Raw genomic sequence first — 15,765 nt, forward strand, 5'->3', positions numbered from 1 at the left:
AAGATAGTGTAAATGAGCTGTATTTCTATTTGAAGTTTAATTATAAAATAATCATACTATGATGCACAAACAGAATAATTCTACTTTGCAAATTTTGGTAGCAATCATAGCTATTGGTTCAGGTACCTATGGCCTTTTGAATATATGTTATGAAAAGGGAATTTGGATTTACACAGAACAGCAACAGGTGGTATTTCCATTTTTGATAGAGAACAAGGTAATGTTATTGTTAACGTCATTTGTTCTTTTTTTATTAATTAACTGGGCACTACTTTTGGTGAATTTTACAGAGGAAGAGGAGTATGATTGGGAAATATTTGCTATTAACTCTTTCGCTTATTCAGTTCCATTTTTACTTATCAATTTTATGTTGAGTATTTACTCAAGACCTTTGGGAGGTATAGAGCTTTTCGTTGCATTAATTATTTCATGTATAATTGGTTACTTTTTTATTATCTCTAGTAAATTGGCCGTGTTTCGATTCAAGAAACTGTTTTAAAATATGCCTTACAGCCGAAAACATTTGAACTTTGCTCTAAAAATCTTCAAGGAGATGGAATACAATCCTTAATTAATAAACTTATTAAAAAAAAGCAACTGACTCTATATGAAGCTAAGTCTGCTGGACCATTGGCTTTCAATTTATTTGTATTCATAGGCTATAAATACATTGGTCCATTTTCAACAAAAGAAGCATGATTAATAAATATTATCTGCCAAGAAAAAATAAACCTCTTATTTTCATACTTATTATTCTTGATCAATTTGAGAACACCCTTTGTGCGGTTGCTACCTTAAAGAACATTGGCTAGGAATAGGGGAGTAAATTGGGACTTTCAGTTCCGCTTCTCAGTCTTTATATATTTGACTAGTTAGACTTTCAGGAAATGCAAATTTAAAATCTTCAGATGGTTATTATTTAGATTCCATATTCTTGTGTTCTTCTCCCCAAATTCCAAGTTCTTTGATAATTGATTTGAGTTTGTATCCGACTACAGTCAGTTCGTATTCAACCCGAGGTGGGACTTCTGCAAACACAGTTCGTTTTACAATTTTATTCTCTTCAAGTTTACGTAACTGTAAAGTAAGCATTCGCTCTGTAATGTTTGGTAAACATTTTTTTAGTTCCCCAAATCTTAACTTACCATTCATCAAATAGCAACATATTGCTAAGGTCCACTGACCTCCGATCATTATAGCAGCATATACTTCAGGGCATTCTTCAGCCAAGGTTTGCTTGTTCTCGAAATTGGTAGAAGTTATCTTTATCTTGCTCATTACTTACATTTTTGTTAGTACCATACAAAGGGAAGCTAAGATACTAAATCATTAGAAAGAGCATTACTTTTATAAAAGTAAAATTTAGTTAACGTTATGAAAATACTGGTTATAGTTATTCATCCAAACATGAATGAATCAAAAATAAATAAAAGATGGGTTGAGGAATTTAAAAAATTTCCTGATAAGTATTTTGTTCATGATCTTCATCAAGCTTACCCTGATGAAAAAATAGATATTCTCAGAGAGCAACAATTGATAGCCTCCCATGATAAAATAATATTCCAATTTCCTTTTTACTGGTTCAATTGTACACCATTTCTGAAAAAATGGCTAGATGAAGTATTGACTTACGGCTGGGCATATGGCAGTAAGAGTGATTATAAAATGAGGAATAAAAAGATAGCTCTGGCCATTTCCGCGGGAATAGATGAACATGAATTTAGTGTTACAGGTAAATATAAGTATAGCATGGGCCAGCTTTTATCTCCTTTTGAATTAACATTTGAATATGTAAAGGCTGACTTTAAAGGCTTTTTTGCCTATTATGGAATAGAATTGAATAGTTCAGAACAAATGATTGAGAAAAGTGTGCATAAATATTTTGAATTTATTGAGAGTATCTAATAATTCGCTATTCTTCTGCAACTTTTCTTTAGTCGATGACGTAAAAAGAAAGAAGGTGTCCACTTCCTAGTTTATAGTCAATTATTTAATTTTAGGAACTTTCAAAATATGGCTTAATAAACGCATTTCATAACAATTTATATGCAAAACGTAAAATGCCGTTAATCTTAAAATAATTAACGGCATTTATATTATATTAAATAATCTCTTATCTTTCTTTTTCTTCTCCTTCAAAGTATTTGTCGGCATATATAGTTCTACTGTAAGTGCCAATGTTATAGTTTATTGAGCCAGACGTTTGAATCAGTAAGGTTGGGTCGATTTTAAATAAATTACCCAGAATACCTGCTTGAGTATAATTGATTTTTAATTGACCATTCTCTATAGCGACATATTCTTCTACAGAAATATTTAATTCTGTAGCAACTTTATCAATGGAAATTTCTTCTTTTAGTCTCAGCTCCTTATATAGGGTAGTTGTTTGCATATTTTTATTTCAATTTAAGTGCTAATTGATCCTTTAGAAATTGTTTGTCACTTCTTAGATCATTTATTTCATCCATAAGCAATCTAATCAAAACATCATTATCTGTAATGATGTTTTGAAAAAGTTGTCGCTCTTCCAAAGATACTTTTTCTTCTGTAATTTTAGAATTAATAATGGTGCGGCTGAATTGACCTGTGTTGTAATTTATTGTCGAATTATTCTCTTTACTAAACATAGATATCGGTACATCATAAAGAGTAGCTAATTTTTTTGCTCTTTCAAATGATAATTTGGTTTTATCTAATTCTAAATTACAATAAGCAGGTTGGCTCATATTGAGTTCATTGGCCACATATTCTTGTGACCAAGCATTTTTATCTCTTAGTGCTCTTATTATTAATCCCAGGCTCATAATTCACTATTTATTAGTTTAGATTATAACATTATTCGTTTTATGTATAATCATCTGGTTATTAGTTTTTTATATTTGTATACCGTATGGTAAATATAATGAAAATATTAATATTATTATTTGTTATATTTTATTTTTGGATACAAATATAAGAGTCTTACTTCTCCATTCTGACGCTACGGAGTAAGGCGGTGGTATTTTTATCCCTGTACTCTAATTGAAAATTATATATTTGCAATAAGTATGGGGTTTCCACTGCTTTTCATCCCGTTTAAGTCGTCAGAAATTTTTCCGGAGAGGTGAGGAGAGTGGGCCTCATATTATTTGCCTAGCTTCCTCAAGAGACTCGTTATCAATAACGAGTTATGATTATACAAAAGAACCAGTTAAAAACAATAATCCCCCCTTAATTTGGCGGAATAAAGTCACATTGATGACTATCCATTAAAGATGCAAGGCCATTAACCATTTATAAAAGCAGACGAAGACTTTCTAATTGCATTTTTACAATCTTATTTTTTAACCATCAATTGGTAACGTTGTAACTTATTTTAGTTTCAAACTCACCATTGATATGAACCTTAAAATCATGCAAAAAACTTGCAAAGGGGATAGTTATGCACTATCCACAGGAGAAGATATGTCTTTTGTTTTGAGTAAAATACGGGTTCCAATTATTAAAATGCCAGTTATGATAACAGATTTACCAGAACGCTATTTTAAAGAACTGAGGTTTGATATCGTGAAGGGGCTATCTCCAAAATCATTGAAGTATATCATGGGTGAGCACCCCAAACAGCTCTATTATTCACTGTTGATAGACTTGTTGGAGACTACGGAATCATTCAGTATGGTCGTGCGCAATGACAGTACCGATGTACTCCGGATATCCTTGATCAGTATGGAGGTATATGAAATCTACCTGTTTGCCTTAGGTTTACCGGCAGACTTTCCGACCAATCGGATATTGGTACTCGGTGAGGAGCGCGAAAAGTTAGTTCCCAATGATAAATTGGTAAAAACTCCATCCTATTGCTATGAACTGGCTGTACCTGCTAGGACCGAACGTGAGGAATACCGTCAGCGGATACTGAACGATATGAACAAACATTTCCAGTTAGATGTAAGGGTCGAGAAATTGGCCGTGGTTCAAGGTAGTCGAACAGTTTTGACCAATGATGGTGAGTCATTTGAACTCATTTGGGAGGAGCAGTTGATGATGATCATAAAGTCTAATAAAGTTAATCCTTCTTGACCATGATAAGACAGACAAAAGTTCCGCCTTAAGATGTAGGGTTACAAGTCATCAAGGATGACTTCATGTCGATGAAAGCGTGCTGATAACCAATTATGATAAATTAAATCCAGACGTATAACGCTTTTCGATTCCATCATTTTATTATAGCCTGAGCGCAAGCTTATGGACACCTGACTAGCTTCAAATGGAAGCTATCCTGGATGTCTATTGCCTTCAGGTAAATCTCAAATTTAACCTTACGAAAAAATGAATAGTTTTTATAAGGATGGGAGAGGACATGCCTATTTTAAGGGTATTCTCCAGTCCATTTATAACCTAAAAAACAGGTGCATGCAGCTAAGGATAGCACGTCGATATCCTACTGCTGAATATGCGCTTGAAAATAATATTGCACATGCAACTAATGTGTGTTTTGGCAGTCAGGTTTTTATTGATGAACGTTCGTCTATTCTTGGGAACAGCTCTGTGCCTGAGTCTGGATTGGGCCGCCATTCGTTTGGCGGTTCTTCGACCGTTGTTCGACAATTTCCCGAAGCCCAGTCGAAGCGGAGTCGAACAGCACCCGAACAAGTGTCGAAGCGGTCTCGAACAAGTGTCGAAGGATACTCGAACAAACCTCGAACAGGAATCGAAGAAAAGGCAGGGAAACATTCGAGTACGGCAGTACTTCAAGATTTCAAGAGTGGAGCTAGCGACCGGCCGATGTATTGCTTTTCGGGTAGCAAGCAGGCATCAAATTCGGGTCAGGTTCGTACTGTGTTCGTACCAGCTTCGGAGAATGTACGACCTGCTAAATACCGTTTAATTACCTTCCAACACCCTTTTCTTGGGGAACAGTTGGTTAGAGGATGTGTCAGGGGTGTGCAAGAGATGGGTGAGGGGCGAAGCAGGTTCGAAGGAGGTACGAACCCGGTACCCAGAATGTACTGTTTAAGTACTGTTAGTTCACGGGAAAGGTACCGAAAAGGTACTGGGAGTGTACTACGAAGCTACTGGAGAGCTACCAAAGAGGTACTGAGAAGCTACTGGAAGGGTACAACGTTTTGTAAGTTCGCAGTGTCTTCAGGTCGGGAAGCGGGTAGTTCAAGCTTGGAGGGTTCGTTATCTCAAATAAGCGCCTTTAAGGCTTCTAAATTTTTAAGTCAAGTATTTACTCATCTTGAATGTGATAATTCTATGAGCCGCTTAAAACGAAGCTTAAACTTAACGCAAGGAGTAGGGAAGGTTGTTGGGAATAAGCGGTTTGTGCGTTTGTTTGGTGCAGCAAGGTTTTCGATAACACCGATTTTACTGTTGTTGCTGACGTTCGGAGCTTTAAATAGCCAAGCCCAGAGCAAGCAAAGTTTTGTCCTGCAGGGAACGGTGGTATCCGCCGTGGACAAGAAACCACTGCAAGGAGTATCTGTGCGCGTCGAAGCCGAGAATATCAAGATATCCACCAAGAAAGACGGTTCGTTCAGCGTACCAGTAGCACACCGAAATGGAAAGGTCAAATTTACCAATGTAGGCTACAAAACTGTGGAACAGGAATACACTTCTGGAGTAGTATTGTCTATACAACTAACTGTGTCGGATAATCAGCTGGAAGAAGTGGAAGTCGTGAGTACAGGATGCCTCCAATCTGTTTGGCGTTAAGAGTAATGATCGTGGCCAACCTTTTTGGTCTATTGGTGGGGCTTGGGTCTTATCAAAGGAATCTTTTATGCAAAACAGTCCAATTAACTATTTGAAGCTCCGAAGTACCTATGGTTATAATGGTAACGTGAATAATAGTGTTTCTGCTTATCCGATTATTTCCATTGAGAGCGATGCACATTATATCACCAATCAAAATTATGGAAATATCAATACACCACCAAACCCCAGTTTACGCTGGGAGCGAATAGCGATCACTAATCTCGGTCTTGATTTTGCATTAAAGGGGAATAAGTTTTCGGGGAGTATCGAATACTATGTTAAAAATGCCAAAGACCTGATTGCTGCAGACCGCGTTGACCCAAGTACGGGCTTTACAACTTTGATGATCAATAGTGGAAATATCCGTACAAAAGGTTGGGATATTTCCTTAAATGCTGCACCTATTCAAGTCAAGAATTGGACTTGGAACAGTCATTTGGTTTTTACCTATGCACGTACCAAAGTGTTGCAATCGTATATTGAAAATGAGAATGGGAAAGATTTTATAAGTTCTGCTCAATCTAATGCAAGGACTGCAGTTGAGGGACTGGATTTATATAGCCAATTGGCTTACAAATGGGCGGGCTTGGACCCTGAAACGGGTGAGGCACGAGCATATTTGAATGGCGAAGTATCCAAAAATTATAGCGCTATCTTAGCCTTGAAGGTACATGATCTTGAAAATTACGGTTCGACCGTGCCCTTGTATACTGGGAGCTGGCGTAATGCCGTCCGCTATAAAACTTTGGAACTCTCTTGGAATATTTCCTATCAATTGGGGCATAAGTTCCTGCGCAATTCTTTTGATAATAACCTGTTTTTAAACAGTGATGTTGGGCATAAAGATTATGCGTTACGTTGGCAAAAACCAGGTGATGAACTAAAAACTGATGTACCCGCTTTTAAATATCCTGCAGATCTAGGAAGTCAAGTGTTTATGCGTTCTTCTGCTTTAGTGGAGAATGGTGGGCAAATCAAACTGCGGGATATACAGTTGAGTGTAGATATACCATTTGCTAATAAGTTCAAAATGAAGAATTGCCGTGTATACGCTTATATCCAAAACGTCGGCACCATCTGGCGGGGTAATAAGCTGGGGATAGACACGGAGTATGGTTCCAATATACCTGATGCGATGATGTCTTCGTTAGGTTTAAGTTTTAATCTTTAATACCCGAAATTATGAAAATATACATTTCTATTTTTAGTATCTCTACGCTATTGTCTTTTTGTTGCTGTACTGATTTTTTAGAGGTAAAGCCCGATATCAAAATGGTTATCCCTAATAGTCTAGCGGATGCTGAGCTTTTACTAAACGATTATTCTACCATGAATACAGGCTATCCAGTATATGGCGAATTATCTGCTGATGAATACTATGTAGCTTTGGAAACATTCGATGGCATGCTAGATTTTGATCAGCGTAATACTTATACTTGGATGGATATCATCTATGATGATGTAGCACAATGGCAAAGACCTTACAAAGCAGTTTTCAATGCCAATCAGGCATTGGAGATTATTAATAATAACAGTGCTGATACTAAGATAGATATTAAAAAGTAAACAACTTGGCGGGTATTGCATATTTCTTTCGTGCATTTGCCTTCCAGCAATTGGTCGAAGTGTTTGCGCCTGCCTATCGAGAAGTAACTGCTGCAACTGAAATGGGCATCCCATTACGATTGAATCCAGGTATTGATGATCCTTCTGTTCGCGCATCACTACATGAAACTTACGATCAAATTATAAAGGATTATCAAAATGCAGCCCATAAACTACCACTTATCGAAGGAATAAAGGGAAGGCCTTCGCGTGCAAGTGCATATGCGGGTTTGGCAAGAACCTACTTGGTGATGGGGCAATATGAAAATGCCTTTTTATATGCAGACTCCTGTTTGCAGTTGAAAAGTGAGCTGATGAATTTTAATGATTTAGATAAGGACAGGGATTTACCAATTGATCGGTTCAATGTGGAAGTACTATTCGCTGCGGGTTCTACAACTGCTGTACCTATGAGCCTTAATGTCGGTTTGGTTGATTCGATGCTATACAAAAGTTATTTGTCGGATGATTTAAGAAAAAGTATTTTCTTTAGTAAGAACACGTATCCAGTAGATTCATATGGTTTCAAAGGAAGCTATGATAATGCTATGGCAAGTTTGTTTGTGGGTTTCACAACAAGTGAAGTTTACTTAATCAAAGCGGAAGCAGCTGCAAGAATTGGAAAAATAGATGCGGCCTTGGTAGCATTGAATACTTTGTGTGAAAGTCGATTTGAACGAGGTACATATGTAATTGTTAAAGAGCAAAAACCCGAATTGCTGTTACCCTTGATTTTGAAAGAAAGACAAAAAGAATTGGTTTTCCGTGGTCGTCGCTGGTCGGATCTAAAAAGATTGAATCTGGAAACTCGTTATCAGAAAAAGTTGAAGCGGGAGATGCATGGTATAGTCTATCAACTGGAACCCAATAGTCGAAAATATGCCTACCGGCTCCCTGAAATCGTGATTAATAATGGAAAACTATCGCAAAATAAAAGGTAATCCTACAAAATAAGATAATATGAAATATTTAAAAATAATGGCACTGTTATGCATGATGCTGATAACGGCTCAATATACCAATGCACAGTCGGATAAAAAAGTAGATTTGAGTAAAGCACTCAAAGTGGGTGATACCTTTGTACCACCAAATTCAATACATCAGATGCGCGGTAATGGAAAACCAATCGAATTACAGAAACTGAAGGATAAAGTGGTCATATTAGATTTCTTTGATACTTTTTGCGGTATTTGTATTCAGACGATGTCTAAATTGCAGAAACTGCAAGATAAGTTGAAAGACAAAGTACAGATTATTACTGTTGGTTGGCAGGATAGGGCAACTCTGGAAAAGTTCTTTGAACAGAATGAATTTCTAAAGGAGAATAGGGCCAATCTTCCTGTTATCTACTCGGACCTGTACTTGAAAGAACTATTCCCGCATCGTAGTGTACCTCATGTTGTGTGCCTTTATAAGGGAAAGGTACATGCGATAACAGGCAATAAGTTAATAACTGAGGAGCATATCTTGGGGCTATATAATAATGGGCAGATTGATTTACCACTCAAGGATGATTTTGGGAAAGGAAATTTGTCAGGACAAGCTAAGAATGAAATGCCTATAAAGGGAATGGTTACGCTATCGGGTTATCAGAATGGTGTGCCTTTTGAATCTTTCAGAAGAAAAATTGATAGCGTAAGCCGAATGCAAAAGACTTCTTTTTACAATGTCTCTGTCTACAGTGCTGTATTATCGACTTGGGCGAAAATACATAAAGCAAACTATATCCCAAGACCAGAGCGATTGGTGCTGAAGGTAAAAGATTCAAATCGTTATGTTGATACTGCAAATGTTGGCGATGTTTGGTATGCGCAAAATGCCATTTCTTATGAACGTTTGGATTCTATTACACGTACAGATTCGACTCAGGCTTGTATAGTCCTAAATGATTTGCATAGCTTTTTGGGAATCCGAACTTATAAAATGATGATGAATATCGAATGTCTCATACTAAAACCGAGTCCTCTGAAAATCTATTCAAGGAAGATATCTTTGAATGGAATGACATACCAAAGTACTGCAGCCTTATCTATTATGACCGATATGAGTAGGCAATTTCCTCCTGTACTGGATTTGGTTAAAAGTGAGGAGGAAATAGTAATAGGAAACTACAACAATTTGGAGGAATTTAATGAACAGTTAGCACATTATGGTATTGTAGCAGAAATCGGAATAGGGGAGCAGGAAGTGTTGGTGATTGAAGAGGTGGAACGTTAGCTAAATTTAGAATAGGGTATGAAGTTTCATACCCTATTCTAAATTTAGCTAACGCTTATGTATTTATTCTATTGACCCCTTATCTCTCCGTCAATTTTACATGGGTATCATTAATCTGATTTTGTAAACAATTGATGATTTCATCTTTTAATGCTTCTGTAATTACAGGCTTGTTAAGTCCATTGTTAGCAGCTTCTATAGTGCACATTTGTTCGGTTACCAAACCACATGTAGGTGTTGTTGTTACTAAAGTGTACGAATTCGGTTGTGACGGGTTTGTACCCGTGTATGAAAATAAAGGCATAACTTTAAAGTTTTGTAATAATGAAGTCTATTATGGAGGACAATTTTAAAAAGTTTGAATTGTCATTTTTAATAATAAACTGAAAAAGTGATTTATCCTTCGTTGCGAGGTGCAGTTTGTCAATACTGCGGTTCGGCCTACTGAGTTGCCCCGAAGGGTGTATCTATCATAAAGATAAACAGCAGGGCTTTAATTATTCCACCCTTTATCAATGGGAAACACTGCAAATTTTCGTTTGTATCTCTTGATATTTATGAAATTTTTTTTCATTGTTTATTCTGCTTAAAAAACTCCCTAGCTCTTTTCGAGCTAGGGAATCATGACATTATTCAACTAAACGGAATCGCAACCCTAACGAACCCATTATACTGTTTCGAAGAGTTTACATCTTAAGAATTTCAGCCTTCTTGTATAGATGTAAAGCAATCTTCTTTTATTGTTGATTTGAACTAAGACTAAGGTAAAGAGGAAAACAGAGGCAGCGTTACCGCATTTCTTACAATTTTATTGTTACATCTGTTGCAAAAAAAATGTAAGAAATGCGACTCTTTTATTGTTACAAGTGTGCGTTTTTTATTGATTTACAACATATGTATACTGTAAATCGATAATAAATATTTCGCTGTTGGAGATTTTGGTGAAATCTGTGTTTTGTGGCATTGTCATTGTTCGCAGACGAAATTCTGCGTGAAATAGAGGAGTTTCTGAGTTCGCTATAATGTATACCTGTAAATAAGGATGAAATATTGCGTTTGAAAAATGGTGTTGTAACTAATGCGAGGAGTGGGATTTCCCCAATTTCATTACTAGCGTAAGAAGTCGTTGTATATAACGTTTTCGTGAATTACACAATCGATTGTCTATTTGCAGTTTTAATATAATGTTAAAGTTACGTGTATTTTGTCGTCACACTATAAACTATATTATAATGAACCAACCAAATTTGAAAATGATTAATCGGCTTTATTTATGTCGAAAGTCAATTTTATTAAGTCCTATTCTTTTAATTGGGTTACAAAGCTACGCTCACACCCATATTTCCAAAAGTGATATGTCAGAATACCATACTGTGCAATCAACCATAAAAGGAACGGTTAAAGATGCAGATGGTAACCCAATTTCTGGCGTAACAGTTAAAGAAAAGGGTGGCACGACTTCAACATCCACAGATAAAACGGGACAATTTGAATTGAGCGTTACATCTTCAAGTTCAACTCTTGTTTTTTCGTCTGTTGGTTTTAAAAGTAAGGAAGTTGCAGTTTCGGTTGCTGGTCATGTGGTCTTGACATCAAGTTCTGAAAACTTAGACGAAGTTGTTGTAGTGGGGTATGGCGCACAAAAGAAATCAGATTTAACAGGAAGCATGGCTACGGTATCTTCCAAATCTTTAGAAAATATCAATTCTCCTAATATCGTGGACAAGTTGCAAGGTAAAGTTGCCGGATTAAATATTAATTCCGGAAATGCGCGTCCTGGAACTACCGCTTCTTTTACGATTCGTGGTGAAAACTCCATATCGGCATCTAACGATCCATTGATTATTTTGGATGGTATTCCCTTTAGTGGATCTTTAGGTGATATCGCTTCCAATACCATTGAAAATATATCCGTGCTAAAAGATGCATCTTCAACAGCTATTTATGGCTCTCGTGCTGCAAATGGTGTCATCTTGATCACTTCTAAAAAAGGGTTATCTGGCAAGCCACAGATGAGTTATAATGGATATTTTGGGATACAAAATGTGGAAAGAAGACTGAACCTGATGAATGGCCCCGAGTATATTAATTATATGCGTGATTATCAAATTTCAAAAGGTAAAACAGGCAGTCAATTGGATCCAGAAAATTATCTGTTTGCCAATGTTTTACAACAATATAAAAAAGGGGAGGAGGTGGATTGGCAAGATGTTATCTTTAACAGAAATGCGCCAGTTAATGAACACCAATTAAGTTTTTCGGGAGGAAGTGACCGATCTGATTATTATGCTTCAGTTGCTTATCTCAATCAAGATGGGCTGGTGAAAAACACACCTTATGAGCGCTTTAATATCAATCTTAATCTCAATCAGCATCTGACATCATGGTTGAAACTTGGTCTCGCAGTACAAGCGTCGCAAGGTAAGCGGAATGGTGTGCAGCCTTCTATTGATAATGCGGTGAAAATGAGTCCTTATGGTATCAACCGTGATGAAAATGGTCAAGTTGTTACCTATCCGATGTATGCGCAGACCTTATACCCTCATCCTTTTGCCGATGATAACGGGATTAATGATGATATCAAGAGAACGGTGTACGCCAATACTTTCTTGGATGTTAAATTACCTATTCAAGGTTTGAGTTTCAAAACGACTTTTGGTACAAATTATCAAAATAAAGAACAATCCTATTATTATGGATCGAACACCCTTACAGGAATGGGGATAAGAGGGAAAGGCGAAATCTATAACAACAACAGGTACGATTGGACTTGGGAAAATCTCCTTACTTATGACCGTACTTTCGGTGACCATAAGTTAAACGTGGTTGGATTGTACAGTGCATCGGAGTCGCAAGAAAAATGGTCTCGCTTATATGGTGAAGACTTTGTCTCGGATGTCGGTTATAACAATTTGGGCTCGGCCGCAAAAAATCAAAAGATATCTTCCGGGTTGACCAATACGGCTTTACTTTCTTATATGGGAAGAATCAATTATGGGTATAAAGAACGCTATCTATTGACATTGACAGGCCGATCGGATGGTTATTCATCTTTCTCTAAAAATGATAAATATGCATTTTTCCCGTCTATAGCCGGAGCATGGGTGATATCCAAAGAGGATTTTTTCAGCTCTGAATATCTCAATATGTTAAAGTTGAGAGCTTCTTATGGTAAAAATGGAAATCAAGCTGTAAGCCCATATCAGACTTACAACCGCTTGTCCAAAATAGAATATCTGTATGGCGACGATGCGACGGTATCCAATGGATTGGTGATGAACTATAATGGTCGCGGAAGTAGTAGCCTAAAATGGGAGACAACCAAATCCTTGAATATTGGTTTGGATTTTGGTTTATGGAACGATCGCATCAGTGGTAATGTTGATTATTATAATGCAAAAACTTCTGATCTGTTGATGAGCCGTCAGGTTCCTGTTATGAATGGTTATAGTACGATCTTGAGTAATATTGGTCAGACTGCTAATGTCGGTATTGAAGTTGGGTTAAATACGAAAAATATCGTAAAAGAAGACTTCAGCTGGTCGTCGAGTATAAATTTTTCATGGAATAAAAATAAGATCGTTGACCTAAGGGGTGATGGCAAGGATGATCTGACCAATGCTTGGTTGATTGGACAACCCATTCGTATCTTCTACGATTATAAGGTAACCGGTATCTGGCAGAAAGAGGATGATATCGCGCAATCGCACCAACCGAATGCAAAACCTGGAGATGCAAAATTGGCCGATATGAATGGTGACGGAAAAATTACTGCAGCAGATCGTACCATGATGGGCAATAAAGTGCCTGTTTATAACCTGAGTTTTGGTAATGAATTTAGCTATAAGAAATTTTCACTATCGATCTTTATGAATGGCGCTTTTGACGTTTCTAAAGAAGACAATTTTAGAAATATTGAACGTTTCTTACCTAATAATGGAGCCAACTATTTGTCAGATATGGAGTATTGGACACCTGAGCGTCCGAGTACGAGCATCCCTTCACCTGGATATACACCCGTCAATAACCATAGCTATTATTTGAATGCTTCCTATTGGCGCATTCGTGATCTATCATTGGGTTACACCTTCAATGGAGCGCAGCTCGAGCGATTGAATATCGGGTCTATAAGAGCATTTATCAATGCCCGAAATCTATATACTTTTACGAATGTTAAAGGATTTAATCCAGAAGCATTGGCAGTGAGCGGTGTAACGGGCAATCCAACGACAACAAATATGGTATCGCCTTATCCCGCTGCAAGAACATTTTCATTAGGAGTCAATGTACAATTTTAACCATTTAAGTCATGAAAGCAATTAAGAACATTACATATTTATTATTAAGCACCACACTATTTGTTGGCTGCAGTAAAGATTTTTTGGATGAAGATACCAGCGGTTTTCAAGCTCCTAACAATACGTATACCACTACTAATGGTTTTGAAACCGGATTAACAGGACTTTATGCCTTTGCTAGATTGGAGTTTCATACTTGGAACAACGACTTTTTTTCGCAAGGAGCTACCCCGCAGGAAGCACTGCAAGTAGGGACAGATATTGTTGCTATAAAGCAGACAGGTACAGATGCGACACTGGCACCCTTTTCCAATTATACCTTAAATCCGACGTCTTCCTACGTTCGTAATTATTGGAAATTTGCCTATGGATTGATCGGTAATTCAAATCTGATATTATCCGCTTTGGACAATCCAAACATTCAATGGAAGGATGCCGATCAAGATCCTAAAAGAGTCCGTGCTACGGCAGAATTTTTCAGAGCTTATGCTTATCGCTACCTGGTTAGTTTATATGGAGATGTGCCTTGGGTGGATAAAGTCTCGGAATTACCAAGGACAGATTTTACAAGAGCTCCTAAACAGGAGGTTATTCAAAATATGATTGCAGATTTTAAATATGCAGCCGAAAATCTGCCTGAAAATCCAGGAAGTGTCGAAGATGGTAAATTGACAAAATGGGCAGCCTATCATTATCTTGCAGAGGCCTATTTATGGGCCAATAAACCCGATTCGGCGATTATTGCAGCTCAAGCTGTTATCAATGCTCCGTATTTTAGCTTGAACAATCAACGGTTTGGTGTAGAAAAGGATTTATCTGGAGATTATTTTCACGATATGTTTATTGAAAAAAATCAAAATCGTAAATCAGGAAATCAAGAAACTATCTGGGCAATACAGCTGGAATATAATAGTCAAGGTGGGGGAGATCTCTATACCGATTGGAGTAAGCGTGCTTGGGTGCCTTTCTATGCGCAGCAAACGGGTTTTCTATTGGCAGATTCTTTGGGTGGTCGTGGCTTAGGTCATATCAGACCATATGAATGGTGGCTGAATAGCTATGAAGTGCAAGATGTCCGCAATTCGGAATATAACATCAAAAGAGATTGGTATCATAATGATCCGAAGAGTCCATTGTATGGTACTAAACTCAATATTACCGAGCAGATCAAAGAGTCTGGCAATGTGTTTGCGACGACAACTAAATTCTTTTATGGAAAGACAGCTGATAACCCTGCGTTTGAAGGTAATATGAAAGATCGTGTTAAGATCCGATTGGCCGAAACGTATTTACTCTTAGCTGAAGCCTATTTGCAAAAGAATGACCCTGCGTCTGCTGCTTCGACAATTAATGTAGTGCGAGCGCGAGCTAAAGCTACTCCTGTATTGGCATCTCAAGTTAATATAGATTATTTATTGGACGAGCGAGCTAGGGAACTGTTGGGAGAGGAAATGCGTAGAATGACACTTTCTAGATTTGGTAAAACTGTATTTTTAGATCGCGTGAAAAGATTGAATACGCAATCTAAGGATGCAATAAAGGACGGGAATGAACTATGGCCTATTCCTCAAGAGGTCATTGATGCAAATTCTGGAGCAGATTTTCCTCAAAATATAGGGTATAATAATTAGTGTTCTTTTTGTAGTAGCGCCTAAAAAGGTAGAAGAGCTGGTGAATTACGTTATTCATCAGCTCTTTTTATTTCATAATGTCTTATTTTATAGTGTGAATTTTGATTGGGAAAAAAATATATTTATATAATCGTCTTTTAAACGATTGTTAGTAACAAAATAGATCAGTCATTACTGAGCATTATGTCTGATGTGTGCTATATTTTTGTTACAATTGGTTGGGAGGTATATTTTTTTGTGGTATCATGCCGATGTTTGCGTCTTTGCAGAAGTTT

General features: G+C 37.1%; 14 protein-coding genes. 10 read left to right on the forward strand and 4 right to left on the reverse strand.

The features are described 5' to 3' along the window. The first annotated feature begins 58 nt into the window (after nucleotides 1–58). Nucleotides 59–499 carry a hypothetical protein gene (locus KO02_RS08210; RefSeq protein ID WP_038697428.1) on the forward strand — a complete coding sequence of 147 codons (441 nt, stop codon included), beginning with the start codon at nucleotides 59–61 and terminating at the stop codon, nucleotides 497–499. Nucleotides 500–915: 416 nt separating this feature from the next. Here the strand turns inward: KO02_RS08210 and KO02_RS08215 are convergent, their stop codons facing one another. Then, nucleotides 916–1,278, reverse strand: coding sequence for a winged helix-turn-helix transcriptional regulator (locus KO02_RS08215; RefSeq protein ID WP_038697430.1), 363 nt, complete (start codon nucleotides 1,276–1,278; stop codon nucleotides 916–918). 96 nt (nucleotides 1,279–1,374) lie between these two features. Here KO02_RS08215 and KO02_RS08220 point away from each other — a divergent pair, with 96 nt between their 5' ends. Further along, entirely contained in the window at nucleotides 1,375–1,905 is a 531-nt protein-coding gene (locus KO02_RS08220) for an NAD(P)H-dependent oxidoreductase (protein ID WP_038697432.1), read from the forward strand. A 208-nt stretch (nucleotides 1,906–2,113) separates the two neighbouring features. Here KO02_RS08220 and KO02_RS08225 read toward each other — a convergent pair whose 3' ends face one another. Both KO02_RS08225 and KO02_RS08230 read right to left on the reverse strand, forming a co-directional pair. Further along, the gene (locus KO02_RS08225; RefSeq protein ID WP_038697434.1) at nucleotides 2,114–2,392 is read right to left on the reverse strand and encodes a helix-turn-helix domain-containing protein; all 279 of its coding nucleotides are present in this window, start codon (nucleotides 2,390–2,392) and stop codon (nucleotides 2,114–2,116) included. 4 nt (nucleotides 2,393–2,396) lie between these two features. Further along, on the reverse strand, nucleotides 2,397–2,804 hold the full coding sequence (locus KO02_RS08230; protein WP_038697436.1) for a helix-turn-helix domain-containing protein: 408 nt from the start codon (nucleotides 2,802–2,804) through the stop codon (nucleotides 2,397–2,399). A 589-nt stretch (nucleotides 2,805–3,393) separates the two neighbouring features. Between KO02_RS08230 and KO02_RS08235 the strand changes: the two genes are divergently transcribed. The 6 genes from KO02_RS08235 (at nucleotide 3,394) to KO02_RS08260 (ending at nucleotide 9,561) form a co-directional block, all read left to right on the forward strand. After that, entirely contained in the window at nucleotides 3,394–4,059 is a 666-nt protein-coding gene (locus tag KO02_RS08235) for a hypothetical protein (RefSeq protein ID WP_144243279.1), read from the forward strand. 249 nt (nucleotides 4,060–4,308) lie between these two features. After that, a complete protein-coding gene (locus tag KO02_RS08240) occupies nucleotides 4,309–5,697 on the forward strand; it encodes a carboxypeptidase-like regulatory domain-containing protein (RefSeq protein WP_081918325.1) in 1,389 nt (462 codons plus the stop codon). Nucleotides 5,698–5,764: 67 nt separating this feature from the next. Further along, on the forward strand, nucleotides 5,765–6,910 hold the full coding sequence (locus KO02_RS08245) for a TonB-dependent receptor (protein WP_051959816.1): 1,146 nt from the start codon (nucleotides 5,765–5,767) through the stop codon (nucleotides 6,908–6,910). 11 nt (nucleotides 6,911–6,921) lie between these two features. Continuing rightward, nucleotides 6,922–7,305, forward strand: a complete 384-nt coding sequence (locus KO02_RS24235) for a RagB/SusD family nutrient uptake outer membrane protein (RefSeq protein WP_081918327.1) — start codon at nucleotides 6,922–6,924, stop codon at nucleotides 7,303–7,305. A 5-nt stretch (nucleotides 7,306–7,310) separates the two neighbouring features. Then, a complete protein-coding gene (locus KO02_RS24240; RefSeq protein ID WP_051959817.1) occupies nucleotides 7,311–8,285 on the forward strand; it encodes a RagB/SusD family nutrient uptake outer membrane protein in 975 nt (324 codons plus the stop codon). A gap of 19 nt (nucleotides 8,286–8,304) precedes the next feature. Then, nucleotides 8,305–9,561, forward strand: a complete 1,257-nt coding sequence (locus KO02_RS08260) for a TlpA family protein disulfide reductase (RefSeq protein WP_081918328.1) — start codon at nucleotides 8,305–8,307, stop codon at nucleotides 9,559–9,561. Nucleotides 9,562–9,640: 79 nt separating this feature from the next. Here the strand turns inward: KO02_RS08260 and KO02_RS23520 are convergent, their stop codons facing one another. Then, nucleotides 9,641–9,865 carry a hypothetical protein gene (locus tag KO02_RS23520; RefSeq protein ID WP_144243280.1) on the reverse strand — a complete coding sequence of 75 codons (225 nt, stop codon included), beginning with the start codon at nucleotides 9,863–9,865 and terminating at the stop codon, nucleotides 9,641–9,643. Nucleotides 9,866–10,916: 1,051 nt separating this feature from the next. Between KO02_RS23520 and KO02_RS08270 the strand changes: the two genes are divergently transcribed. Both KO02_RS08270 and KO02_RS08275 read left to right on the forward strand, forming a co-directional pair. Further along, a complete protein-coding gene (locus tag KO02_RS08270; protein WP_235212368.1) occupies nucleotides 10,917–13,859 on the forward strand; it encodes a SusC/RagA family TonB-linked outer membrane protein in 2,943 nt (980 codons plus the stop codon). Nucleotides 13,860–13,870: 11 nt separating this feature from the next. Then, nucleotides 13,871–15,490 (forward strand): RagB/SusD family nutrient uptake outer membrane protein, encoded by a 1,620-nt coding sequence (locus tag KO02_RS08275; RefSeq protein ID WP_038697449.1) that lies wholly within the window; start codon nucleotides 13,871–13,873, stop codon nucleotides 15,488–15,490. Nucleotides 15,491–15,765 lie beyond the last annotated feature (275 nt).

This window comes from Sphingobacterium sp. ML3W (assembly GCF_000747525.1).
GTDB lineage: Bacteria > Bacteroidota > Bacteroidia > Sphingobacteriales > Sphingobacteriaceae > Sphingobacterium.